The sequence below is a fragment of the Azohydromonas sp. genome (genome assembly GCF_035325925.1).
GTDB lineage: Bacteria > Pseudomonadota > Gammaproteobacteria > Burkholderiales > Burkholderiaceae_C > Calidifontimicrobium.
Genome location: NZ_DAOKZA010000002.1, coordinates 53,717 through 75,283, shown reverse-complemented (window position 1 = coordinate 75,283; position 21,567 = coordinate 53,717). Strand labels below are relative to the sequence as shown.

Below are 21,567 nucleotides of genomic sequence, written 5' to 3'. Positions count from 1 at the left end.
CGCCGACTTTCGAAGATGAACCCCATCGTCTACGGCATCACGAACTGCGACGCCGTCAAGCGCGCCCGCGCCTGGCTCGTCGACCATGGCCGCGCGGCCGACTTCCACGACTTCAGGAAGTCGGGCGTGCCGGCCGAGGCGCTCGACGACTGGATCGCCGCGCTGGGCTGGGAACCGCTGCTCAACCGCCGGGGCACGACCTGGCGCCGCCTCGACGACGCGGCGAAGGCAGCCGTCGTCGACGCCGCTGCGGCCCGTGCGCTGATGCTGCGCCAGCCCAGCGTGATCCGTCGGCCGGTGGTGCGCTGGCCCGACGGCAGCGTCACGGTCGGCTTCGACGCCGACGACTGGGCGCGCCGGCTGCGCTGACGCGAGGCTACAGCCGCAGGTCGAACGCGGCGCTGGCCACCGTGCGGCCGTTGACCCGCAGGTCGACGACGTGCCGCCCGGCGTGGTAGCGGCGCACGGTGACCGGCCGCAGCGCGTGGCGCTTGCGCAGCGTCCGCTGCTCGCCGGCCGCGAGTTCGAGCTTCCAGCCCTTGAAGACCTTCGGCCGGGGCGCACCGTCGGCCTTCACGTGGTGCAGCGCATAGTCGATCAGCAGCGGCTGGGCGCGCCGCGCCGTCGAATGCAGCCGCACCTCGAGCGTGATCGCGTCGCCGAGCCGGATCGCGGGCGGCGACACGCGCAGCGCCACCTGGCCGCGCAGCGGCTGACCCGCGCCCCACAGCGCGAGCACCTCGGGGTGGCCGTGCTTGACCAGCGTGCGACTGGCGTGGCGCAGCAGCTTGATGCGTGCCGGCGGTGCACCCGGCAGGTGTTCGCGCAGCCACGCGACGACGACCGCGGGGTGGTCCTTCGCGATGTCGTTCAAGTGGTTCGCGACGCTGCGGCGCACGGTGGCGCTGGCGTCGTCCTGCAGCGCGGCGAGCAGCGGCAGCGTCGGCGACGGGTCGGCGATCAGCGACTTCAGCTGCTGCCCCCAGGGCAGCCGCGGACGGCTGCCTTCGCTGGCGAGACGGCGCACGTGCGCGCTGGGGTCGCGCGTCCATCGCCGCAGCGTGGCGAACACGGTGGCGGGGTCGCGTTCGATGAACGGGCGGATCGCCCACTCGGCGCTCGAGCGCTGCGTCAGCGCGTGCAGGCATTGCAGCGCGCGCGGCGCGTCGTCGAGGCCGCGGCGCGCGACGAACTCGCCGAGCGGCCAGACGATCCAGCCGGCGAGGCCGTCGTCGCGGTCGCGCGCCGGCTCGCCGTCGACCGGCAGCGGCGCGCCCAGCGCGGCCTCGATCACCGCGGCGGCGTCGGCGAAACGCGGCGGCAGCGTCGCCTCGAGCGCGTCGGCGATGTGCATCGCACGCGCCTTCAGCTCGAGTGCGTCGAGTCCGTCGAGGGCCAGGCGCTCGAATCGGCGGCGGTCGAACGCCGGCCATGTGCGCTGCAGGTGGCGGCCGGCGCGGCGCACGACGTCGGCATCGAGCAGCAGCTTGAACGGCTCGGCCATCGTGGCGTCAGCCGATGCGCACCGGCAGGCGCCGAAAGCCGCGGAAGCGGATGCGCGGGTCGCGTTCGGGCGGCGCCGCGAGGTCGACGCGCGGGAACCGCGCGACGAGGCGGCCGACCGCGATGCGCGCCTCGAGGCGCGCGACGTTCATGCCGGCGCAGGCGTGCGCGCCGTGGCCGAACGCCAGGTGCGGGTTCGGCTTGCGCGCGATGTCGAGCCGGTCGGGGTCGGCGAACACCGCCGGATCGCGGTTCGCCGCGCCGATGCCCAGCGTCACGAAGGTGCCGGCCGGCCAGTCGCGGCCGCCGAGCGTCACCGGCGCCGTCGTCACGCGGTTGTTCAGCTGCAGCGGGCTCTCGAAGCGCAGCAGTTCCTCGACCGCGGTTGTGATCAGTGCGGGGTCGGCGCGCAGCCGGTCGAACTCGCCGCGGTGCACCAGCAGCGCGTGCACGCCGTTGCCGATCAGGTTGGTCGTCGTCTCGTGGCCGGCGTTGAGCAGGAAGATGCACTGGTGCAGCAGCTCGGTGTCCGACAGCGGCTCGCCGTCGCCGTGGATCAGCCGCGTCAGCACGTCGGTGTCGATGTCGCCGGGGTGCCTGCGCCGCTCGGCGACGAGGCCGCGCAGGTAGGCCTTGAACTCGTCGACGGCGGCGTGGCCGCGCCCCAGCACCGCGGGCGACGGCGCCGGCTCGAGGGCCGACAGGATTGCCAGCGACCAGTCGCGCAGCGGGCCGCGTTCGGCCGGCGGGATGTCGAGCAGGTTGCCGATCACCTCGAGCGGGATGCGCGCCGCGTAGTCGTCGATCAGGTCGGGCGCGGGCAGCGCGGCGAGGCGGTCGAGCAGGGCGTCGACGAGGGCGACCAGCGGCGCTTCCATGCGCGCCAGTGCGCGCGGGTTCAGCGCGGTGACGATCGGCCGGCGCACGCGCGTGTGCAGCGGCGCGTCGTTGAACACCAGGCTGGTCGTGTGGTGCTCGTACAGCGGTGTGCCGGCGCCGAACCTGGGCGCGAACTCGCGCCGCTTGTCGGAGCTCGCCGCAGGGTCGCGGTACATCGCGGCGACGTCGTCGTGGCGCGTCAGCAGCAGCGATCCCGGCGCCATCTCGTGCACCGGCGCGTGGGCGCGCAGCGCCGCGTAGAACGGGTAGGGGTCGTCGACGAAACCCGGCGGCGGGCCGGTCAGCGTGAAGCCCCGGGCGAGGGCGCGCGCGGTGGGAGCAGGCATCGTGGCTGCCAGTGTCGACGGTGCCGCCACGCCGCGCCAGCGGGCTTGCACGCATCGTGAAGCGCGAAGGGGCGCGGCACTCGCGTGCCGCGCCCCCCGGCATGGCGCCGAGTGCGCTCAGGCTGCCAGCAGTTGCCTGAGGACGAACGGCAGGATGCCCCCGTGCCGGTAGTAGTCGACCTCGATCGCGGTGTCGATGCGCAGCGTCACCGTGACCGTGACCTTGCGCCCGTCGGCGTAGGTGATCACCAGCGCGGCGTCGTCCTGCGGCTTGATTTCCCGGCCGAGCATCACGTCGACGGTCTCGTCGCCTTTGAGCCCCAGCTTCTCCCACGAGTCACCGGCCTTGAACTGCAGCGGCAGCACGCCCATGCCGATCAGGTTGCTGCGGTGGATGCGCTCGAAGCTCTTGGCCACCACGGCCTTGATGCCCAGCAGCTGCGTGCCCTTGGCCGCCCAGTCGCGGCTCGATCCGGTGCCGTATTCCTCGCCGGCGAAGATCACGGTGGGCACGCCGGCGGCCATGTACTTCATCGCGGCGTCGTAGATGAACATCTTGTCGCCGCCCGGCTGGAACAGCGTCACGCCGCCTTCCTCGCGCGAGCCGTCGGCGGCGGGCGGGATCATCAGGTTCTTGATGCGCACGTTGGCGAAGGTGCCGCGCATCATCACCTCGTGGTTGCCGCGCCGCGAGCCGTAGCTGTTGAAGTCGGCCCTGGCCACGCCGTTGGCGACCAGGTACTGGCCGGCCGGCGACTTCTCCTTGATCGAGCCGGCCGGCGAGATGTGGTCGGTGGTGATCGAGTCGCCGAACAGCGCCATCACGCGCGCGCCCTTGACGCCGGCCTCGAGCGCCTTCGGCGTCATCTCGAAGCCCTCGAAGAACGGCGGTTGCGCGATGTAGGTGCTCTTCGGCCACGTATAGACCTGGCCCTTGACACCCTTGATCTGCTCCCACAGCTTGCCCGGCTTGGCGTGCACCTTGCCGTAGTTGGCCTTGAACGCCTTCGCGTCCATCGCGTGCTTCATCAGCTTGTAGACCTCGTCGCTGCTGGGCCAGATGTCGCCGAGGTACACCGCACGGCCCTTCTTGCCGTAGCCCACCGGCTCGGTCATCAGGTCCTTCATCACGTTGCCGGCGATGGCGTAGGCGACGACCAGCGGCGGGCTGGCGAGGAAGTTGGCCTTCAGGTTCGGGTGGATGCGCGCCTCGAAGTTGCGGTTGCCCGACAGCACCGCGGCGCAGACCAGGTCGTTCTTCGTGATGACCTCGTTGATCTCGGGCGTGAGGTCGCCGGCATTGCCGATGCACGTCGTGCAGCCGTACGCGGCCACCGCGAAGCCGAGCTTCTCGAGGTAGGGCAGCAAGCCGGCACGCGTCAGGTACTCGGTGACGATGCGCGAGCCCGGCGCCAGCGAGGTCTTGATGTGCGGCTGCACCGTCAAGCCGGCCTCGACGGCCTTCTTCGCGAGCAGCCCGGCCGCGAGCAGCACGCCGGGGTTGCTGGTGTTGGTGCAGCTGGTGATCGCGGCGATCAGCACGTCGCCGTTGCCGATCGTCACGCCGCTGTCGATGCCCTTGGCGGTGGCCAGCGTCGGGCGGTTGGCGACCATCTCCGTCACCGCCGCCGGCGCGCCGGCCGGCGTCGGCGGCGCGGCGGGCGTGGCCTCTGCCGCCAGGCTGTAGCGGCGCTCGAGCCGGTCGGCCGGCTGGTTGAAGCCGTTGTCGGCCACCGGCTTGCTGTACAGCTCGCGGAAGGTCTTCGCGAGGTGCGTGATCTCGATGCGGTCCTGCGGGCGCTTCGGGCCGGCCAGGCTCGGCGCCACCGTGGACAGGTCGAGCGTGACGACGCTGGAATAGTCGATGTCGCCCGCCTTCGGGACGCCGAACAGCTTCTGCGCCTTGAAGTAGGCTTCGAAGGCCTCGATCTCGGCCTTGGTGCGGCCGGTGCCCCTGAAGTACTCGACGGTCTTGCCGTCGACCGGGAAGAAGCCCATCGTCGCGCCGTACTCGGGCGCCATGTTGGCGATCGTCGCGCGGTCGGGCACCGCGAGGCTCTCGGTGCCGGGGCCGAAGAACTCGACGAACTTGCCCACCACCTTGTGCCTGCGCAGGATCTCGGTCACCGTCAGCACGAGGTCGGTGGCCGTCACGCCCTCGCGCAGCTGGCCCGTGAGCTCGAAGCCGACGACGTCGGGCGTCAGGAAGTACACCGGCTGGCCGAGCATGCCGGCCTCGGCCTCGATGCCGCCGACGCCCCAGCCGACGACGCCGATGCCGTTGATCATCGTCGTGTGGCTGTCGGTGCCGACCAGCGTGTCGGGGTAGTGCACCTTGTCGCGGCGCTTGTGCACGCCGCGCGCCAGGTACTCGAGGTTGACCTGGTGCACGATGCCGAAGCCCGGCGGCACGACGCCGAAGGTGTCGAACGCCTGCATGCCCCACTTCATGAACTCGTAGCGCTCGCGGTTGCGCTCGAACTCGAGCTTCATGTTCAGGTCGAGCGCCTTCTTGTTGCCGTAGTGGTCGATCATCACCGAGTGGTCGACGACCAGGTCGACCGGCACCAGCGGCTCGATCGTCTTCGGGTTCTTGCCCATCCTGTCGGCGACGTTGCGCATCGCCGCCAGGTCCGCGAGCAGCGGCACGCCGGTGAAGTCCTGCAGCACGACGCGTGCGACGACGAACGGGATCTCGTCGGTGCGCGGCGCGTTCGGCTGCCAGTTGGCGAGTTGCTCGACGTGCTCCTGCGTGACCTTCTTGCCGTCGCAGTTGCGCAGCACGCTCTCGAGCACGATGCGGATCGACACCGGCAGCCGGTTGACGTTCGGGTGGATCCTGGACAGCGCGGGCAGCGAGTACAGCAGGCCCTCCTTGCCGGAGGCGGTCTTGAAGGACTTCAGGGTCTTGGAGAAGGCGTGGGTGGGGGCGAGCATGGCGAAGGTCCTCGACGTGGGCTGGGACGGGGGTGTTGTTGCGGTGCGAGAAGGCGGTCGATTGTGCGGCAGCGGCGGCGATGGTCGGTCAGTCAGCTTGCGGCACGATGACTTTGAGGCCCTTGAAGTAGTCGCGAAAGAAACCGGCGTCGCGCGTGATCAGGCCCCGGCACTGCAGCAGCGCGTGCGCGCCGATCAGGAAGTCGGGCACGGTGCGCGGGCCGACGGCCGGCAGCGCGGCGGCCTTGCGGCGCTCCTTGTAACGGCGCTGCATCTCGCCGGCGCGCACGGCCGAGCGCGACTCGATGGCCGAGAACGTGATGCCGGCGCCTTCGAGGGTGTCGAGCAGTTCCGCGCCGTAGCCCAGCCCAGAGACGACTTCGCCGACGACGACGTCGCAGACGACGACGGGGCCGCGCGACAGCGCGTCGCGCAGCGCCTGCTCGGCCACCTGAGCGCGCGCGTCGCCGCCCAGCAGGTCGATCAGGATGCACGAGTCGACGGCGACCATCAGACGTCGATCGGATCGCCGGGGGCGCGCCCCCGCAACTCGCGCATGACGTCGTCGGTGGTGACGCCCGGGGGCAGCTTGAACTTGCCGCGCAGTCGCGACAGCGCGTCGTCGACCTCCTTGCGCAGCACGATGCGGCTGCCGTCGAGCTCGACCTTGAGCTTGGTGCCCTTGGTCAGCCCGAGCGCGTCGCGCACGGCCTTGGGCAGCGTGATCTGCCCGCGCTCGGCCACGGTGGCTTCCATGATCGGCTCGTTCATCGGATCGAAAAAGTATGCATCAAGTATACGTACCTTGCGCGACGGATCCAAGTCCGACCCGGTCGGCGCCGGCGGTGCGGGCAGCAAAAAGCCGCCCCGAGGGGCGGCCGGAGCGACCGCGGCGTGGCCGCCCGGTCAGGGTTTCACGTAGTCGGTGAGCAGCTTCCAGCGACCGTCCTGCAGCTGCGACAGGCGCGACACGTTGCTGCCCTGGCGCTTGGTCGGGCCGAACGTGGCCTCGGCGCTGCCGAAGATGTCCGGCGCGAAGCGCATCGACTCGATCGCCTTGATGAAGCTGTCGGTGGTCAGGTTCGGTCCGGCCTGCGACGCGACGGCGATGAACGCGTCCATCGCGTTGTAGCCGTACACCGAGAACACCGTCGGATCCTCGTTGTACTTGGTCTTGTACTTGGTGGCCCAGAAGCGGATCGGCTGCGACGCGTCGTCGAGGTAGGGATGCTGGATCGTCATCCCCGCGTACAGGCCGTCCATCGCCTTGCCGCCGAGCTTGGGGATGATGTCGGTGTAGGTCGCGCTCGAGCCGAGGAAGGTCGGGTTGAAGCCGAGCTTGCGCGCGGTCGCGATGCCGCCGATGGTCTCGCGGATGATCGTGCCGAGCACGACGAAGTCGCACTCGGCGGCCTTCATGCGCGCCACCTGGCTGGCGAAGTCGGTGGCGCCACGCTTGTAGGTGGTGACCTCGGTGAACTTCATGTCGATCGACTTCAGGCCCTCCTCGGCGCCGCGGAAGACCTCGAGCCCGAACTCGTCGTCCTGGTACATCGTGCACACCTTCTTGGCGCCCTTCTCCTTGACGAGGCGCGGCACGAAGATGCGCATCTGATCGTAGTAGGTCGCGGCGAACGCGAACTTCAGCCGGTGGAACGGCTCGTGCATCTCGCGCGCCGCGGTGACCGGGTAGAAGTTCAGCACGTTCTTCTCGAACTGCACCGGCATCGCGGCCAGGTTCTGCGCCGTGCCGACGTGGCCGACGATGGCGAACACCTTGTCCTGGTTGACCAGCTTCTGCGCCGCGAGCACCGACTTGCGCGGGTCGTAGGCGTCGTCCTCGATGAGCAGGCGCAGCTTGCGGCCGTGGATCTTGCCGCCCTGTTCGTTGAGCTCGTCGATGCGCAGCTGCATGCCCTGGCGCAACTGCTTGCCGAAGCCGGCGATCGGCCCCGACAGGTCCTGGATCGAGCCGACGATGATCTCGTCCTTGGTCACGCCCTGGGTGGCCTGCGCCAGCGCCAGCGGGGCGGCCAGCGCGACGGCCAGCGCGGTGAGGGTGCGTTTCATGCTGCGTCTCCTTTCGTTGCCGCTCAGGCGCGGCTGCTGCCATACATCGATTCGATCAGCGGGGCGTACTTCTGCTGCACGAACCGCCGCTTGAGCTTCATCGTCGGGGTCAGCTCCTCGTCCTCGGCGCTGAGTTGGGTCTCGATCAGGCGGAAAGCCTTGATCTGCTCGACGCGCGCGAACTTGGCGTTGACCTTGTCGATCTCGCGCTGGATCAGTTCCTGCACCTCGCGCGCGCGCGTCAGGCTGGCGTAGTTGCTGAACGGCACGTCGTGGTCCTGCGCGTACTTCTCGACGTTCTCCTGGTCGATCATGATCAGCACCGTCAGGTACGGCCGCTTGTCGCCGATCACCACCGCGTCGGTGACGTACGGCGAGAACTTCAGCTCGTTCTCCAGCTCGCTGGGCGTGACGTTCTTGCCCCCGGCCGTGATGATGATGTCCTTCATCCGGTCCGTGATGCGGAAGAACCCTTCGTCGTCGACGGTGCCGACGTCGCCGGTGTGCAGCCAGCCGTCGGCGTCGATCGCCTCGGCGGTCTTGTCGGGCAGGTTCAGGTAGCCGGCGAAGACGTTCGGCCCGCGCGCGAGGATCTCGCCGGTGTCTGGGTCGATGCGCACCTCGGTGCCGTCGGCGGCGCGGCCGATGGTGCCGACGCGGATCGCCTCCGGGCGGTTGATGGTGCCCAGCGCGCAGTTCTCGGTCATTGCCCAGCCCTCGAGCATCGGCACCCCGAGCGACAGGTACCAGCGGATCAGGTCGGGCGAGATCGGCGCCGCGCCGGTGACCAGGTACTTCGCCCGGTGGATGCCGATCAGCCGACGCACGTTGTCCAGCGCCAGCCAGCGCGCGAGCACGAACTGCAGCTTCAGCGCCGACGGCACCGGCCGGCGCGCGAGCACGAGGTCGGTGACGCGTCCGCCGACGCCGATCGCCCAGCGGTAGGCGATCTGCTGCACCCGGCTGGACTCCTGCAGCGCGATCATCACCGCCGAGTAGAACTTCTCCCACACGCGCGGCACCGCGGCGAACACCGTCGGCGCGATCTCGCGCACGTTCTCGGGCACCGTGTCGGGGTTCTCGACGAAGTTGAGCACCGACCCGGTGTAGACGGAGAAGTACGCGCCGGCCATGCGCTCGAAGATGTGGCACAGCGGCAGGAAGCACATGCGCTCGTCGCGGTCGGTGCGCGGGAACGCCAGCGACGCCTGCCGCATCGTGTAGACCAGCCCGCGGTGCAGGTGCATCGCGCCCTTGGGCTTGCCGGTGGTGCCCGAGGTGTAGACGAGGATCGCGAGGTCGTCGGGGCCGCGGCTGCGCAGGCGCTCGTCGTACAGGCCGGGGTGCGTGCGGTCGTACTCGGCGCCGGCGCTGCGCAGCACCTCGAGGCCGAGCACCATCGGGTCGTCGAAACGGTGCAGGCCCTTCATGTCGAAGACGACGATCTTCGCCAGCCGCGGCAGGCGCGCGCGCACCTCGAGCACCTTGTCGAGCTGCTCCTCGTCCTCGACGAAGATCACCCGCGTGTCCGAGTCGCTGCACAGGTACTCGACCTGCACCGGGCTGTCGGTCGGGTAGATGCCGTTGGACACGCCGCCGGCGCACAGCACGCCGAGGTCGGCGAGCATCCACTCGAGCCGCGTATTCGACAGGATCGACACGCGCTCGCCCGGCTGCACGCCGAGCGCGGCCAGGCCGAGCGCGATCTCGCGCACCGCGGCGGCGGCGGCGTTCCAGGTCCAGGCGCGCCACAGGCCGAGCTTCTTCTCGCGCATCCAGACGCGGTCGCCGCGCTCGCGCACGGCGTTGACGAACACCTCGGGCACCGTCGCGCCGGGCACCACCCGCTCGGTGCGGCCCGCGTCGCGCGCCAGGTTCCACAGTCCGTTCATCGCCACGTCTTCTTCTTCTTCCAGCGTCGCTCGCCGCGCGCGCCGGCTTCCTTCATGCCCAGGTAGAACTCCTTGATGTCCTCCTTGTCGCGCAGGCGCTCGCAGGTGTCCTCCATCACGATGCGGCCGTTCTCGAGCACGTAGCCGTAGTCGGCGGCGTTGAGCGCCATGTTGGCGTTCTGCTCGACCAGCAGCATCGTCGTGCCGCGCTCGCGGTTGATGCGCACGACGATCTCGAAGATCTCCTTCGTCAGCTTGGGGCTCAGGCCCAGGCTCGGCTCGTCGAGCAGCATCAGGTCGGGCGCGGCCATCAACGCGCGGCTGATCGCCAGCATCTGCTGCTGCCCGCCCGACAGCAGCCCGGCGTCCTGGCGCTCGCGCTCCTTGAGGATCGGGAAGTAGTGGTACACGGTGTCCAGGTCGCGCGCCACCGCGTCGCGGTCGCGGCGCGTGTAGGCACCCATCAGCAGGTTGTCGTGCACCGACAGCAGCGGGAACACCTCGCGCCCCTCGGGCACGTGCACCAGGCCCTGCTGCACGATCAACGCCGGGTCCTGCGCGGTGATGTTCGCGCCCTTGAACTCGACCGTGCCCTTGCGCGGGTCGATGATGCCGCTGATCGTCTTCAGGATCGTCGTCTTGCCGGCACCGTTGCTGCCGAGCACGGTGGCGATGCGGCCGCGCTCGACCTGCAGGCTGACGCCGCGGATCGCCTTGATCGGGCCGTAGGCGCTCTCGACGTTGCTGAGCTTCAGGATGACATCCGTCATCTCGGTCTCCGCAGCGACGACGCGTCGTCGGCCGTGCCGAGGTAGGCCTCGACGACGCCCGGGTGCGCCTGCACCTCGGCCGGCGCGCCCACCGCGAGCACCGCGCCCTGGTTCATCGCCAGCACGCGGTCCGACACGCGCGAGACCAGGCTCATGTCGTGCTCGACCATCAGCACCGTGATGCCGAGGTCGTCGACGATGTCCTGGATCCAGAACGCCATGTCGCCGGTCTCCTCGACGTTCAGACCCGACGAAGGCTCGTCGAGCAGCAGCAGCTTCGGGCCGGTGGCCAGCGCGCGCGCCAGCTCGACGACCTTGCGCACCCCGTAGGGCAGTCCGGCGACCATCGTGTCGCGGTAGTGCTGCAGGTCGAGGAAGTCGATCACCTCCTCGACCTTGCGCCGCGTCTCGCGCTCGGCCGCACGCACGCGGGGCGTGAACACGATCTCGCTCCAGAATCCGCTGCGGCGGTGGATGTGGCGCCCGATCAGCAGGTTCTGCAGCACGGTGGCGTGCTCGAACAGCTCGATGTTCTGGAACGTGCGCGCGATGCCCAGCGCGGCGATGCGGTGCGGTGGCAACCCGAGCAGGTCCTGACCCTCGTAGGCGATCGAGCCGGCGGTGGGCGTGTAGATGCGGCTGATCAGGTTGAACACCGTCGTCTTGCCGGCGCCGTTGGGGCCGATCAGCGTGAACACCTCGCCGCGGCGCACGTCGAAGCTGACGTCGTTGACCGCCAGCACGCCGCCGAAGCGCACTTCCAGGTTCTTCGCCGAGAGCAGGACGTCTTGCATGGCAGCGATCAGACGCTTGGCACGCTGCGTTGTTCGGGCGGACGCCGCGGATCCGGCTTCGCCGCTCCGCTGGCGTGCCCTGCGGGCTCGCCCCCCCGGGGGGGAGGCGCCGACGGCGCTTCGGGGGGGATCATCTCAATCGATCCGACTTCTGGAACGCCTTCTGCCGCTTGAACAGGCCCTTGCGGTAGAACGGGAACAGCTGGAACCAGGTGCGCACCTTCAGCCAGCGCCCGTACAGCCCGAGCGGCTCGAACAGCACGAACGCGATCAGCACCGCGCCGTAGATCACCGACTTCAGTCCCGGCGCCTGCCCGATCGCCTCGGGCAGCAGGTCCTTGAACGCGCTGATCGCCTGCGGCATGCCGATCAGGAAGATCGCGCCGAGGAACGCGCCGTGCACGCTGCCCAGCCCGCCGATGACGACCATCAGCAGCAGGTCGATCGACTGGATGATATTGAACTGGTCCGGCGACAGGAAGCGGATCATGTGCGCGTACAACGCGCCGCCGATGCCTGCCAGCGCGGCGCTGATCGCGAAGCTGAGCGTCTTGTAGTAGGCGAGGTGGATGCCCATGCTCTGCGCCGAGATCTCGCTGTCGCGGATCGCGACGAAGGCGCGCCCGGTGGGGCTGCGCAGCAGGTTCAGCACCGCCAGCGTGCAGGCCACCGCGATCACCAGGCACAGGAAGTAGAACTTCTCGCTGCTGTCGGCGACCCAGCCGAACATCTGCGGCTGCCCGACCATCTTGCCGGCGTTGCCGCCGGTGACGCTCTCCCATCGCGCCAGCACCTCCTCGACGATGAAGCCGAAGGCCAGCGTCGCGATGCCCAGGTAGATCCCTTTGACGCGCAGCGCCGGCAGCCCGACGACCGCACCGACCACGGCCGACAGCCCCGCCGCCGCGGCCAGCGACAGCGGGAACGGCCAGCCCTGTGCCGCCAGCACCGCCTGCGTGTAGGCGCCCACGCCGAGGAACGCCGCGTGGCCGATCGAGAACAGCCCGGTGAAGCCGGCGAGCAGCATCAGCCCCAGCCCGACGATGCCGTAGATCAGGATGAAGGTCAGCTGCGCCAGCCCGTAGGCCTCGAGCCACCAGGGCGCCGCGACGAGCGCGACCAGCAGCGCCCCGTACCAGAGCCGGTGCCCGCCGTGCTTGGCCAGCGAGATGTCCTGGTCGTAGCTGGTCTTGAAGATGAAGCGCATCGCCGGCTACACCTTCTTCCTGAGGTTCTCGCCGAACAGCCCGTTGGGCTTGAGCATCAGCATGATCAGCACCACGACGTAGGCGGCGACGTCCTTAAAGCCCTCGGGCAGGTAGAAGCCGGCCAGCGACTCGACCACGCCGATGATCAGCCCGCCAACGATCGCGCCGGGCAGGCTCCCGAAGCCGCCGACCACCGCGGCCGGGAACGCCTTCAGCCCGATGAAGCCCATGTTGGCGTGCACGAAGGTGATCGGCGCGAGCAGCAGCCCCGCGACCGCCGCGACCACCGCCGCCAGCGCCCAGACCACGCCGTTGAGCCGCTTCACCGGGATGCCCATGTAGTAGGCGGCCAGCTGGTTCTGCGACGCCGCCTGCATCGCGATGCCGACCTTGCTGCGGCTGAACAGCAGGTACAGCACGCCGCAAAGCAGCGCGGTGATGCCGATCACCACCAACTGCTCGACGGCCAGCACGACGCCGCCGAGCGGGATCACCTCGTCCTTGTACGGCACCGGCAGCGTGTGCGTCTCGGTGCCGATCACCGGCACCATCGTGATCGCGCCGCGCGCGACGTAGCCGATGCCGATGGTCAGCATCACGATCGAGAACGCCGGCTGGCCCAGGATCGGGCGGATCACGGCGCGCTCGAGCGCGAAGCCGAACACCGCCATCGCTGCGATCACCGCCGGCACGGTGATCCAGAACGGGAAGCCCAGCACCGTCAGCAGCGCCAGCCCGAGGAAGGCGCCGAGCATCATCAGCTCGCCCTGCGCGAAGCTGACCGCTTCGGTGGCCTTGTAGATGAGCACGAAGCCCAGCGCGATCAGGCCGTAGATGCAACCTTGCGCGATGCCGCTGACGAGTACCTGCAGGACCTGCAAACGAAGCCTCGGGCCGGGTTCGGGCTATGCTGGACGTGGGGACGCGCAGTTGTAGCGAAAAGCCGCCGCCCACCGTGCGGGAGGAAACCCGCAAACCACCCGCGACGAGGTGTCACGATGGAGACAGTGCAGGCCGGTGTCGGCGTCGAGCGCGACGGCGCCGTGTGGATCGTTCGGCTGCACCGGCCCGCGGTGCGCAACGCCGTCGACGGGCCGGCCGCCCGCGCGCTGGCCGACGCGTTCCGGCGCTTCGACGCCGACCCCGCAGCGAGTGTCGCCGTGCTCACCGGCGGCGACGCGGTGTTCTGCGCCGGCGCCGACCTGAAGGCGATCGCCGAAGGCGGCGAGCGCACGAACCCGCTGCACGACGACCTCGACGCCGACGCCCCGATGGGGCCGACGCGCCTTCGGCTGTCGAAACCGGTGATCGCCGCGGTCAGCGGCCACGCGGTGGCCGGCGGCCTCGAGCTGGCGCTGTGGTGCGACCTGCGCGTGGTCGACGGCACGGCGGTGTTCGGCGTCTACTGTCGTCGCTGGGGCGTGCCGCTGATCGACGGCGGCACGGTGCGGCTGCCGCGTCTGATCGGCGAGAGCCGTGCGCTCGACCTCATCCTCACCGGCCGCGCGGTCGGCGCCGACGAGGCGCTGGCCATCGGCCTGGCCCAGCGGCGCGCCGGGCCCGGGCAGACGGCGCTCGACGCCGCGCTCGCGCTGGCGCGGCAGATCGCCGCGCTGCCGCAGGTCTGCCTGCGCGGCGACCTGGCCAGCGTGAAGGCCCAGGCCGGCCTGCCGCTGCGCGACGCGCTGGCGCACGAGTTCGCGCTGGGCCGCGCGACGCTGTCGTCGGGCGAAAGCCGGGCCGGCGCCGGACGCTTTGCTGCGGGCGCCGGGCGAGGAGGGCAGCCGGCCTGATCGTCGCCGGCGGGTGACACCGCTACGCGTTGAACACGAAGCGCGTGCCCGTCGACGAACGCACGAAGCGCTCGGGCATCTCCGTGTGCACCATCGAGACGAAGGTCTCGCCCGAGCAGTGCATCGGGATCAGGAAGTCCGGGTTGATCGCCTTCAGCTCGGCCAGCGTCTGCCGCTGGTAGTCGACGGCGTGCGGCGCGAGGTGGAAGCCGCCGAGCACGGCGTGCACCTTGTAGGTGCCGGCGACCTGCATCGCCTTGCGCACCGAGTTGACGATGCCACGGTGTCCGCACGAGGTCATCACGACGAGCCCGCGGCCCCGCAGGTGGTACGCGATCGCCTGCTCGTGCTCGAAGTCGTCGGGCACGGCGGTGGTCAGCGCCCGCTTGGCCTCGGGCAGGCGCTCGGGCGCGCAGCCGAGCGCGCCCTGCATGCCCACGGTCATGCGCGTGGGCGCCAGCACGCGCTCGAACGAACTGCGCGCGATCGTGCCGGTCGTGAAGCCGTGCGATGCCAGCACCGACGCCCGCTCGGCGAAGGTGACGGTGAGCCCGGCGGCGCGGATCGCGTCGCGGTCGAGCGCACCGAAGCTGCCTGCCTCGCCCGGCACGTTCAGTTCGCGCGTGCAGAAGCACTCCTCGCTGCCGAGGTAGAACGGCAGCCCTGGCTTGAGCTTGCCGCGGTTCGCTTCGAGGAAGCCGACCATGCCGCCGAAGTGATCGAAGTGGCCGTGGCTGAGCGCCACCGCATCGAGCTTCGAGGTGTCGATGCCGCACAGGAGCAGGTTGTTCAGCAGCGCCTCGGGGGTGTAGCCGAAGTCGAGCAGCACTTGCCGCGTCTCGTCGCCGCGTGCCGACTCGACGTGCAGCGACAGCCCCCACTCGTTCTGCAGCGTGCGCCGCGGCGGCGTGCGCGGGGCCACCGCGAAGCCCAGGCGCTGCACCTGCAGCGAGCCCAGCGTGCGCGGCGGCTCGAACGCGTGGTGGTACGAGTCGGTGACGACGCGGATCGCGACGCGGTCGACGACGGGCACGTCGGCGGGTTTGTCGACCGTCGACGCCACCGCGACCCGGCCGCCGAACAGGCCGCCGGCGGCGAGGGCCGCCAGCGAGCCGCTCCCGGCGCGCAGCAGCCGCCGGCGACCGGCGCTGGCCAGGTAGTCGTCGTGGGGCGTCGCGCGGTCGGTCATCGCAGTCTCCCGGGTGTCATGGGGGGTCGTGCGGAGCATGCTACGGCCCTTGGCGTCGGCTGTCACGCGGGCGACGCCCACGGCGTCAACGGCGCCCGGGCTTGGGGCGCGCCGCCACGCGGCGCTTGCCGGTCACGTCGCGCGACCAGGCCGACCGCGCGTCGGCCGCGGCCGGCGGCGTCATGAACGCGTCGCCGGTGTCGCCCGGCTCCAGCTCGGGCAGCGCTCGCCCCGAGTCGCGCCACTCGGCCGCGGCCGGGAAGCCGTGCGCCTCGGCGTAGCGGCGGAACCACGTGCCTTCGGGCGAGTGGCGCGTGATGCCGTCGAACAGCGTGGCCAGCGTCTGCGTCTGCGCCAGCCCCATCGCCTCGACGGCCTGGTTGACCACGAGCTTGTGCATCGTCAGCTGCGCGGTCGGCACGCCGGCGACGCGCTCGGCCAGCGCCTGCGTCGCGACGTCGATCTCGCCCGCGGGCACCGCCAGCGTCGCCAGCCCCCAGTCGGCCGCGGTGCGCCCGTCGATCAGGTCGCCGGTGAACAGCAGCCGCTTGGCGCGCATCGCGCCGACACGGTAGACCCACATCGCGGTGGTCGGGCAACCCCACACGCGCGCCGGCATGTAGCCGATCTTCGCGTCGTCGGCCATCACCAGCAGGTCGCAGCACAGCGCGATGTCGCTGCCGCCGGCCACCGCGTAGCCGTGCACCTTGGCGATCGTCGGCTTGTGGCTGCGCCACAGGCTCATGAACCGCTCGGTGTTGCGCTTCATCAGCCGGTAGTCGCGCATCGGCTGCCACGGCATCGGCTGGTTCACGGCGTGCGCGTGCTCGGCGTAGAACCTGAGATCGTAGCCGGCGCAGAACGCGCTGCCGGCGCCCTGCAGCACGATGGCGTGCACGCGCGCGTCGTCGTTGGCGCGCTGCACCGCGGCCTCGATCTCGCCGGGCATGCGGTCGTCGATCGCGTTGAGCCGCTCGGGGCGGTTCAGCGTGATCGTCGCGATGCGCCCGCGCACCGCGAGCTTGAGCGTCGTGTAGCGAGCCATCAGACCCCCAGTTGCCGCGCGGCGAGCTCCTTCATGATCTCGTCGGTGCCGCCGCCGATCGTCATCACCTTGACCTCGCGGTAGATGCGCTCGCTCTTCGTGCCGCGCATGTAGCCCATGCCGCCGAGGATCTGCACCGCGGCGTCGGCGCACCACTGCAGCGTCCGCGTGGCGTGGTTCTTCAGCAGGCACAGGTCGGCGACGGTCTCGGCGTCGGGTGCCGCGCCGGCGGTGTCGAGCCGCCGCGTGACGTCGCGCAGGAACGCGCGGCTGGCGGCGATGCGCATGCGCATGTCCATCAGCCGGTGGCGCACCACCTGGTGCTCGACGAGTGCGCGGCCGAACGTGCGCCGGCGGCGCGCCCAGTCGAGCGCCTCGTCGTGGGTGACCTGCGCGAACGCGACGGCGCCTGCGGCGAGCGCCAGGCGTTCGCCGTTGAAGTTCTCCATGATCAGGCCAAAGCCGCCGTGCTCGTCGCCGATCAGGTGCTGCGCCGGCACGCGCACGCCGTCGAAGCGCAGGTGCGCCGTGTCGCTGCACCACCAGCCCATCTTCTTCAGCGGCGCGCGCGCGAGCCCCGGCGCGTCGCCCGGCACCACCATCAGCGAGATGCCGCCGGCGCCGGGGCCGCCGGTGCGCACGGCGACCGTCAGCCAGTCGGCGCGCAGCCCCGAGGTGACGAACACCTTCTCGCCGTCGACGACGTAGTGCTCGCCTTCGCGCCGCGCGGTGGTGGCCAGCCGCGCCACGTCGGAGCCGCCGCCGGGTTCGGTCACCGCCAGCGCGGCGACCGCCTCGCCGGCCAGCACCGGCGGGATCACGCGTTGCTGGAGCTCGGCGCGGCCCGCGGCGAGCAGCGGCGGCAGCGCGATGTGGTGCGAGAACAGCCCGGCCAGCAGCCCGCCGCTGCCGGCACGGGCGATCTCCTCGACGGCGACCAGGCGCGTCGCGAGGTCGCAGGGCATGCCGCCTAACCGCTCGGGGTAGCCGAGCCCGAGCAGGCCGAGCTGCCCCGCGCGCCGGTACAGCTCGCGCGGGAACTCGCCGGCCTCGTCCCACGCGTCGACGTGCGGCGCCAGCTCTCGCGCGACGAAGCGTCGCAGTCCGGCGCGCAGGTCGTCGACCTGCGTCGCGTCCACGCCCGTCACGCCGCCGGGTCGGGGAGGTAGCGCACCGCCAGCACGCCGTCGATGCGCCGCAGGTCGGCGAGCACGGCGTCGGCCACCGGGCTGTCGACGTCGACCAGCGTGTACGCCATCTCGCCGCGCGACTTGTTGACCATGTTGTGGATGTTCAGCCCCGCCCGTGCCACCGTGGTCGAGATCTGGCCGAGCATGTTCGGCACGTTGGCGTTGGCGATCGCCACCCGCCACGCCGACTCGCGCGGCATCGTCACGCTGGGGAAGTTCACCGCGTGCTCGACCTGGCCGTGCTCGAGGTAGCTGCGCAGCTGGTCGATGACCATGCGTGCGCAGTTCTCCTCGGCCTCGCGCGTCGACGCGCCGAGGTGCGGCAGTGCGACGACGCGCTCGTGGCCGTGCAAGACGGCGTTCGGGAAGTCGCACACGTACGCTGCCAGCGCCTTGCGTTCGAGTGCGGCGACGACCGCGGCGTCGTCGACGACGCCCTCGCGCGAGAAGTTCAGCAGCACCGCGCCGGGGCGCATCAGCACGACGTTGTCGGCGTCGACGAGGTTTCGCGTGGCCTCGATCAGCGGCACGTGCAGCGTGACGAAGTGCGAGTGCTTGAGCACCTCGGCGACGCTGGCGGCCTTTTTCACCTGCGACGGCAGGCTCCACGCCGCGTCGACGGTGATGTGCGGGTCGAAGCCCATCACGTCCATGCCGAGCTTGATCGCCGCGTCGGCGACCAGGCAGCCGATCTTGCCCAGCCCGACGATGCCCAGCGTGTGCCCGGCCAGCTCGAACCCCGCGTAGGCCTTCTTGCCGTCCTCGACGAGCTTGTCGAGGTCGGGCGCGGCGGGGTCGAGCGCGGCGACGAAGCGCAGTGCCGGCGCCACGTTGCGTGCCGCCAGCAGCATGCCGGCGAGCACCAGCTCCTTCACGGCGTTGGCGTTGGCGCCCGGCGCGTTGAACACCGGCACGCCGCGCGCGCTCATCGCCGCCACCGGGATGTTGTTGGTGCCGGCGCCGGCCCGCGCGATCGCCTGCACGCCGGGGGGGATCGGGGCGGCGTGCAGGTCGGCCGAGCGCAGCAGGATCGCGTCGGGATCGGCGAGGTCCTTGCCGACGTCGTAGCGCTCGGCCGGCAGGCGCTTCAGGCCCTGCGCCGAGACCTGGTTGAGCACCAGCACGCGCAGGCGGCGGTGCGTCGGCTCAGCCATGGCGCGCCTCGAACTCCTTCATGTACTCGACCAGCGCCTGCACGCCGGCCAGCGGCATCGCGTTGTAGATCGACGCGCGCATCCCGCCCACCGAGCGGTGGCCCTTGAGCTGCACCATGCCGCGCGCCTGCGCCCCCTCGAGGAAGGCGTCGTCGAGCGACTCGTCCTTCAGCTTGAACGGCACGTTCATGCGCGAGCGGCTGTCCCTGGCGACCGGGCTGACGTAGAAGCCGCTGCCGCCGTCGAGGAAGTCGTACAGCAGCGCCGCCTTGCGTTCGTTGTGCGCGGCCATCGCGGCCAGCCCGCCCCGGTCCTTCAGCCACTGGAACACCAGCCCGGCGACGTAGATCGAGTAGGTCGGCGGCGTGTTGAGCATCGAGTCGTTGTCGGCCGCCTGCTTGTAGTCGAACACCGACGGCGTGATCGGCAGCGCCTGGCCGACCAGGTCGTCGCGCACGATGACGATCGTCAGCCCCGCCGGGCCGATGTTCTTCTGCGCGCCGGCGTAGATCAGCCCGTAGCGCGCCACGTCGACCGGGCGCGACAGGATGTTGCTCGACATGTCGGCCACCAGCGGCACGTCGCCGGTGTCGGGCGTCCAGTGGTACTCGACGCCGCCGATCGTCTCGTTGGCGCAGATGTGCACGTAGGCGGCGTTCGGGTCGAGCTGCCACTCCGAGCGCGGCGGCACGTGCGTGAAGCGGCTGGCCTCGGCGGTCGCGGCGATGCGCACCTCGGCGTACTTCTTCGCCTCCTGGATCGACTTCTTCGACCACTCGCCGGTGTGAACGTAGTCGGCGCCGGTGCGTCCGCGCAGCAGGTTCATCGGCACGATCGCGTTCTGCGCGATCGCGCCGCCCTGCATGAACAGCACCTTGTAGTTCGCCGGAACGCCGAGCAACTCGCGCAGGTCGGCCTCGGCCTGTGCGTGGATCGCCATGTACTCCTTGCCGCGGTGGCTCATTTCCATCACCGACATGCCCGAGCCGCGCCAGTCGAGCATCTCGGCGGCGGCGCGCTCGAGCACCGGTTCGGGCAGCGCGGCGGGGCCGGCGCTGAAGTTGATCGCGCGGGTCATGGACGGGGTCTCCGGCAGGGGGGCGGGGGGCGGACGTGCGCGCAAGCTTAGCCGATGCGCCGGCCGCGGCTCGGTTATCGTGCGTGCATGGCCCCCCTCGCACTCGACGGCACCTTCTTCTGGCACGACTACGAGACCTTCGGCGTCGACCCGCGGCGCAGCCGCCCGGCGCAGTTCGCCGGCGTGCGCACCAACGCCGCACTCGAAGAGGTCGCGCCGCCGCTGATGCTGTACTGCCGTCCGGCGCCGGACTTCCTGCCCGATCCCGAGAGCTGCCTGGTCACCGGCATCACGCCCCAGCAGGCGCTGGCCCAGGGTGTCGCCGAGCACGCCTTCGCCGCGGCGATCGAGCGCGAACTGGCGGTGCCGGGCACGGTGGGCGTGGGCTACAACAGCATCCGCTTCGACGACGAGGTCACGCGGTTCCTGTTCTGGCGCAACCTGATCGACCCGTACTCGCGCGAGTGGCGCAACGGTTGCGGGCGCTGGGACCTGCTCGACGTCGTGCGCTGCACCTTCGCGTTGCGGCCCGAAGGCATCGAGTGGCCGCTGGGCGACGACGGCCGGCCGACGTTCCGGCTGGACAGGCTGTCTGCGGCCAACGGGCTGGTGCACGCGTCGGCGCACGACGCGCTGAGCGACGTGCGTGCGACGGTCGCGCTGGCGAGGCTGCTGCGCACGAAGAAGCCGCGACTGTGGGCCTTCCTGCTCGAGCGCCGCGGCAAGCAGGCGGTGGCCGACGAGATCGCCGCGGCACAGCGCGCCGGCCAGCCGCTGCTGCACGTCTCGGGGCGCTACCCGGTCGAGCGTGGCTGCCTGGCGCTGGTGTGGCCGCTGGCGCCGCACCCGACGAACCGCAACGAGGTCATCGTCTGGGACCTGGCCGAGGACCCGCAGCGCCTGGCCGGCCTCGACGCGGCGCAGGTGCGCGAGCGCCTGTTCACGCGCGCCGACGACCTGCCCGAGGGCGTCGAACGCCTGCCGCTGAAGACGATCCACCTGAACCGCGCGCCGGTGGTGATCGGCAACGCGAAGGTGCTGACGCCGGCGACCGCCGAGCGCTGGGGTGTCGACGCGCAGCGCACCGCGCGCCACCTGCGCGACGCGCAGCGGTTGGCGCCGGCGCTGGCCGGACTGTGGCCCGAGGTGTTCGCACGGCCCGAAAGCGGTGAGCCGGCCGACGTCGACGACGACCTGTACGGCGCGCTGCTCGGTGACGGTGACCGCCGCGCGCTCGAGCGGCTGCGCGCGCTGCCACCCGACGAGCTGGCGCACCGGCGCACGGCGTTCGACGACCCGCGGCTCGACGAACTGCTGTGGCGCTACCGCGCGCGCAACTTTCCCGCCACGCTCGACGACGAGGAACGCGCGCGCTGGCAGCGGCACTGTGCCGCGCGCCTGCACGACGGCGCCGGCGGCGCACTGACGCTGGCCGCGTACCAGGACCGCATCGACGCGCTGGCCGAGGCGCACGCCGACGACGAACGCATGCAGGCGCTGCTCGAGGCCCTGGCCGACTACGCGGGCGAGATCGCGCCGGGGTAGAGGCCCCCGCAGCGCCTGCGGCGCCTCCCCGTCGGAGGCGCGCCACCAGCGCACCGGCGCCGCCGGAGCGCGGCGGCGGCTCGAGGACGTGCGCAGTCCGGTCGCAGGTGACACGCCCGCGGCGGCCGCTGGGTGGTCTTGCCATGCCGGTGTCGAGCCGTCGTATCCTCGGG

At 71.0% G+C, this 21,567-nt stretch carries 19 protein-coding genes; 3 read left to right on the top strand and 16 right to left on the bottom strand.

Going from position 1 to position 21,567, the window contains the following annotated elements:
• Positions 1-15 precede the first annotated feature (15 nt).
• The gene (locus PKC53_RS01365) at positions 16-369 is read left to right on the top strand and encodes an ArsC family reductase (protein WP_324425524.1); all 354 of its coding nucleotides are present in this window, start codon (positions 16-18) and stop codon (positions 367-369) included.
• Positions 370-376: 7 nt separating this feature from the next.
• Here PKC53_RS01365 and PKC53_RS01360 read toward each other — a convergent pair whose 3' ends face one another.
• From PKC53_RS01360 to PKC53_RS01310, 11 genes are all read right to left on the bottom strand, one after another.
• Complete coding sequence (locus tag PKC53_RS01360; protein ID WP_324425522.1) at positions 377-1,504, bottom strand: DNA alkylation repair protein; 1,128 nt, start codon at positions 1,502-1,504, stop codon at positions 377-379.
• A 7-nt stretch (positions 1,505-1,511) separates the two neighbouring features.
• A complete protein-coding gene (locus tag PKC53_RS01355; protein WP_324425520.1) occupies positions 1,512-2,729 on the bottom strand; it encodes a cytochrome P450 in 1,218 nt (405 codons plus the stop codon).
• A 117-nt stretch (positions 2,730-2,846) separates the two neighbouring features.
• Positions 2,847-5,666: an aconitate hydratase AcnA gene (acnA, locus tag PKC53_RS01350; protein ID WP_324425518.1), complete on the bottom strand. Its 2,820-nt coding sequence runs from the start codon at positions 5,664-5,666 to the stop codon at positions 2,847-2,849.
• A gap of 88 nt (positions 5,667-5,754) precedes the next feature.
• Entirely contained in the window at positions 5,755-6,177 is a 423-nt protein-coding gene (locus PKC53_RS01345) for a type II toxin-antitoxin system VapC family toxin (RefSeq protein ID WP_324425516.1), read from the bottom strand.
• Entirely contained in the window at positions 6,177-6,422 is a 246-nt protein-coding gene (locus tag PKC53_RS01340) for an AbrB/MazE/SpoVT family DNA-binding domain-containing protein (RefSeq protein ID WP_324425514.1), read from the bottom strand. The genes PKC53_RS01345 and PKC53_RS01340 overlap by 1 nt, the downstream gene beginning before the upstream one ends.
• Before the next feature lie 150 nt (positions 6,423-6,572).
• The gene (locus PKC53_RS01335; protein WP_324425512.1) at positions 6,573-7,736 is read right to left on the bottom strand and encodes an ABC transporter substrate-binding protein; all 1,164 of its coding nucleotides are present in this window, start codon (positions 7,734-7,736) and stop codon (positions 6,573-6,575) included.
• Positions 7,737-7,759: 23 nt separating this feature from the next.
• Positions 7,760-9,628 carry an AMP-dependent synthetase/ligase gene (locus PKC53_RS01330; RefSeq protein WP_324425510.1) on the bottom strand — a complete coding sequence of 623 codons (1,869 nt, stop codon included), beginning with the start codon at positions 9,626-9,628 and terminating at the stop codon, positions 7,760-7,762.
• Complete coding sequence (locus PKC53_RS01325) at positions 9,625-10,398, bottom strand: ABC transporter ATP-binding protein (RefSeq protein ID WP_324425508.1); 774 nt, start codon at positions 10,396-10,398, stop codon at positions 9,625-9,627. The genes PKC53_RS01330 and PKC53_RS01325 overlap by 4 nt, the downstream gene beginning before the upstream one ends.
• A complete protein-coding gene (locus tag PKC53_RS01320) occupies positions 10,395-11,192 on the bottom strand; it encodes an ABC transporter ATP-binding protein (RefSeq protein ID WP_324425506.1) in 798 nt (265 codons plus the stop codon). The genes PKC53_RS01325 and PKC53_RS01320 overlap by 4 nt, the downstream gene beginning before the upstream one ends.
• Before the next feature lie 130 nt (positions 11,193-11,322).
• Positions 11,323-12,399: a branched-chain amino acid ABC transporter permease gene (locus tag PKC53_RS01315; protein ID WP_324425504.1), complete on the bottom strand. Its 1,077-nt coding sequence runs from the start codon at positions 12,397-12,399 to the stop codon at positions 11,323-11,325.
• Between the two features lie 6 nt (positions 12,400-12,405).
• Entirely contained in the window at positions 12,406-13,281 is an 876-nt protein-coding gene (locus PKC53_RS01310) for a branched-chain amino acid ABC transporter permease (RefSeq protein WP_324425501.1), read from the bottom strand.
• A 117-nt stretch (positions 13,282-13,398) separates the two neighbouring features.
• Between PKC53_RS01310 and PKC53_RS01305 the strand changes: the two genes are divergently transcribed.
• Positions 13,399-14,193, top strand: a complete 795-nt coding sequence (locus tag PKC53_RS01305; protein WP_324425499.1) for a crotonase/enoyl-CoA hydratase family protein — start codon at positions 13,399-13,401, stop codon at positions 14,191-14,193.
• Positions 14,194-14,215: 22 nt separating this feature from the next.
• Here PKC53_RS01305 and PKC53_RS01300 read toward each other — a convergent pair whose 3' ends face one another.
• The 5 genes from PKC53_RS01300 to serC all read right to left on the bottom strand — a co-directional run bounded on the left by PKC53_RS01300 (position 14,216) and on the right by serC (position 19,849).
• Entirely contained in the window at positions 14,216-15,382 is a 1,167-nt protein-coding gene (locus tag PKC53_RS01300; protein WP_324425497.1) for an MBL fold metallo-hydrolase, read from the bottom strand.
• Positions 15,383-15,467: 85 nt separating this feature from the next.
• Positions 15,468-16,427, bottom strand: coding sequence for a crotonase/enoyl-CoA hydratase family protein (locus PKC53_RS01295; protein WP_324425496.1), 960 nt, complete (start codon positions 16,425-16,427; stop codon positions 15,468-15,470).
• Complete coding sequence (locus PKC53_RS01290) at positions 16,427-17,566, bottom strand: acyl-CoA dehydrogenase family protein (RefSeq protein WP_324425493.1); 1,140 nt, start codon at positions 17,564-17,566, stop codon at positions 16,427-16,429. Before PKC53_RS01290 ends, PKC53_RS01295 begins: the two co-directional genes overlap by 1 nt.
• Before the next feature lie 5 nt (positions 17,567-17,571).
• Positions 17,572-18,771 carry a phosphoglycerate dehydrogenase gene (locus PKC53_RS01285; RefSeq protein WP_324425491.1) on the bottom strand — a complete coding sequence of 400 codons (1,200 nt, stop codon included), beginning with the start codon at positions 18,769-18,771 and terminating at the stop codon, positions 17,572-17,574.
• Positions 18,764-19,849, bottom strand: a complete 1,086-nt coding sequence (serC, locus tag PKC53_RS01280) for a 3-phosphoserine/phosphohydroxythreonine transaminase (protein WP_324425489.1) — start codon at positions 19,847-19,849, stop codon at positions 18,764-18,766. Before serC ends, PKC53_RS01285 begins: the two co-directional genes overlap by 8 nt.
• A gap of 87 nt (positions 19,850-19,936) precedes the next feature.
• On the opposite strand from serC, the gene sbcB reads away from it, so the two are divergent.
• Entirely contained in the window at positions 19,937-21,394 is a 1,458-nt protein-coding gene (gene sbcB, locus PKC53_RS01275; RefSeq protein ID WP_324425487.1) for an exodeoxyribonuclease I, read from the top strand.
• Positions 21,395-21,567 lie beyond the last annotated feature (173 nt).

Bases quoted from the DNA above. Each gene is read 5' to 3' on its own strand.
- PKC53_RS01365 (WP_324425524.1), top strand. From the start codon at position 16: ATGAACCCCATCGTCTACGGCATCACGAACTGCGACGCCGTCAAGCGC.
- PKC53_RS01360 (WP_324425522.1), bottom strand. From the start codon at position 1,504: ATGGCCGAGCCGTTCAAGCTGCTGCTCGATGCCGACGTCGTGCGCCGC.
- PKC53_RS01355 (WP_324425520.1), bottom strand. From the start codon at position 2,729: ATGCCTGCTCCCACCGCGCGCGCCCTCGCCCGGGGCTTCACGCTGACC.
- acnA (WP_324425518.1), bottom strand. From the start codon at position 5,666: ATGCTCGCCCCCACCCACGCCTTCTCCAAGACCCTGAAGTCCTTCAAG.
- PKC53_RS01345 (WP_324425516.1), bottom strand. From the start codon at position 6,177: ATGGTCGCCGTCGACTCGTGCATCCTGATCGACCTGCTGGGCGGCGAC.
- PKC53_RS01340 (WP_324425514.1), bottom strand. From the start codon at position 6,422: ATGGAAGCCACCGTGGCCGAGCGCGGGCAGATCACGCTGCCCAAGGCC.
- PKC53_RS01335 (WP_324425512.1), bottom strand. From the start codon at position 7,736: ATGAAACGCACCCTCACCGCGCTGGCCGTCGCGCTGGCCGCCCCGCTG.
- PKC53_RS01330 (WP_324425510.1), bottom strand. From the start codon at position 9,628: ATGAACGGACTGTGGAACCTGGCGCGCGACGCGGGCCGCACCGAGCGG.
- PKC53_RS01325 (WP_324425508.1), bottom strand. From the start codon at position 10,398: ATGACGGATGTCATCCTGAAGCTCAGCAACGTCGAGAGCGCCTACGGC.
- PKC53_RS01320 (WP_324425506.1), bottom strand. From the start codon at position 11,192: ATGCAAGACGTCCTGCTCTCGGCGAAGAACCTGGAAGTGCGCTTCGGC.
- PKC53_RS01315 (WP_324425504.1), bottom strand. From the start codon at position 12,399: ATGCGCTTCATCTTCAAGACCAGCTACGACCAGGACATCTCGCTGGCC.
- PKC53_RS01305 (WP_324425499.1), top strand. From the start codon at position 13,399: ATGGAGACAGTGCAGGCCGGTGTCGGCGTCGAGCGCGACGGCGCCGTG.
- PKC53_RS01300 (WP_324425497.1), bottom strand. From the start codon at position 15,382: ATGACCGACCGCGCGACGCCCCACGACGACTACCTGGCCAGCGCCGGT.
- PKC53_RS01295 (WP_324425496.1), bottom strand. From the start codon at position 16,427: ATGGCTCGCTACACGACGCTCAAGCTCGCGGTGCGCGGGCGCATCGCG.
- PKC53_RS01285 (WP_324425491.1), bottom strand. From the start codon at position 18,771: ATGGCTGAGCCGACGCACCGCCGCCTGCGCGTGCTGGTGCTCAACCAG.
- serC (WP_324425489.1), bottom strand. From the start codon at position 19,849: ATGACCCGCGCGATCAACTTCAGCGCCGGCCCCGCCGCGCTGCCCGAA.
- sbcB (WP_324425487.1), top strand. From the start codon at position 19,937: ATGGCCCCCCTCGCACTCGACGGCACCTTCTTCTGGCACGACTACGAG.